This is a genomic window from Methylobacterium sp. WL103 (genome assembly GCF_008039885.1).
Classification (GTDB): domain Bacteria; phylum Pseudomonadota; class Alphaproteobacteria; order Rhizobiales; family Beijerinckiaceae; genus Methylobacterium; species Methylobacterium cerastii.
The window spans coordinates 1-1,228 of sequence record NZ_VRUX01000904.1; the positions used below are offsets into that span (position 1 = coordinate 1).

The 1,228-nt window shown below is 62.7% G+C and carries 1 protein-coding gene; it reads left to right on the forward strand.

Going from position 1 to position 1,228, the window contains the following annotated elements; genetic code table 11:
* Positions 1–479: 479 nt before the first annotated feature.
* The gene (locus FV222_RS26590; RefSeq protein ID WP_246685689.1) at positions 480–992 is read left to right on the forward strand and encodes a MucR family transcriptional regulator; all 513 of its coding nucleotides are present in this window, start codon (positions 480–482) and stop codon (positions 990–992) included.
* Positions 993–1,228: the final 236 nt, after the last annotated feature.

Below are 1,228 nucleotides of genomic sequence, written 5' to 3' on the forward strand. Positions count from 1 at the left end.
GCGACGACGATGTGAGCCGTGTTCGTCATAGGTCCAGACACAGGGCCGATACAGCGCCATCCCGCGCCATCCCCTGTATCCAGACCCAGACCCTATCCGCACAAGGCAGCCGTCACCGAGCGCTTACCCTGTACGCATGCTGCGAAGATTTGGTTTCGGGGAAGAGTGAGCGGGGGCGTCCCATCGAGGGGCCCTGGCTCTACATCGCATCGGGAGTAAGCGACGACTGCTCCCGAGCGCATAGCATCGCACAGGTGCTGCATGATAAGCCCCGGCCGCCCGAGCGGTCGGGGGCTTTCTTTGCCCCATCGAGCATCATGTCGAAGCGAAGCAACAGATTTCCATCCGTGTTGCAGCATTCGCCGGTGTGTTTTCCATGGAGGTAGCTTGACCAGCGGCATCAAGCGGTAGAGCGATAGATCCTCTTGATGGAAGGAACCGTCGTGGACGAACAAGCTGAAGCTCAATCCCCCAACTTCATGGAACTCGCTGCCGACCTCGTCTCGGCTTACGTGTCGAACAACAACGTGCCGGTGTCGGAGCTGCCTGGCGTGATCGCCAGCGTGCATGCTGCCGTTGCGGGTCTTGCTAACCCGACGCCTGCCGAGCCCGCTGGCCCCGAGAAGCCGACGCCGGCGCAGGTCAAGAAGTCGATCACACCGGACGCGCTAATTAGCTTCATCGACGGTAAGCCATACAAGACGCTCAAGCGCCACCTGACTAAGAGCGGCCTGACTATGGAGAGCTACCGGACGCGCTACGGTTTGCCTCCGGATTACCCTTCGACTGCGGCGAGCTATTCCGCCAAGCGCTCCGAGTTGGCTCGCTCGCTCGGCCTCGGCCAACTGCGCAAGGCAGCCCCCAAGGCCGCCGCAGCCGACGAGACGGTCTCTGAGGCGCCCAAGACCCGCGGTCGGAAGCCCAAGGCTGTAGAAGCGCCCGAGGCAGCCCCGAAGGCTCGCGGCCGCAAGAAGGTCGCCAAGACGGCCTGAGGCCGTTCAGCGCCCCGTTCCGGCACACCGCGGCACCCGTCGCGGTGACGGGCTTCTAACCAAGCGCCGCCATTCTGCATGCGGGCCATGTACTGCGTATCGGCCTAGATGTTTGATCCCAGGGTTTGATGGTGCAGTCTTCACGTCGGAGTGGAGGGATGAGCTATGGGCCAAGTTCTTCACGGCAGCGCCACGACGACTGAGGCGATCCGTCGAGCGATCCAGCATAGTCAAGC

Excerpts from the sequence above, each read along its gene's own strand:
- FV222_RS26590 (WP_246685689.1), top strand. The coding sequence starts at position 480 with ATGGAACTCGCTGCCGACCTCGTCTCGGCTTACGTGTCGAACAACAAC.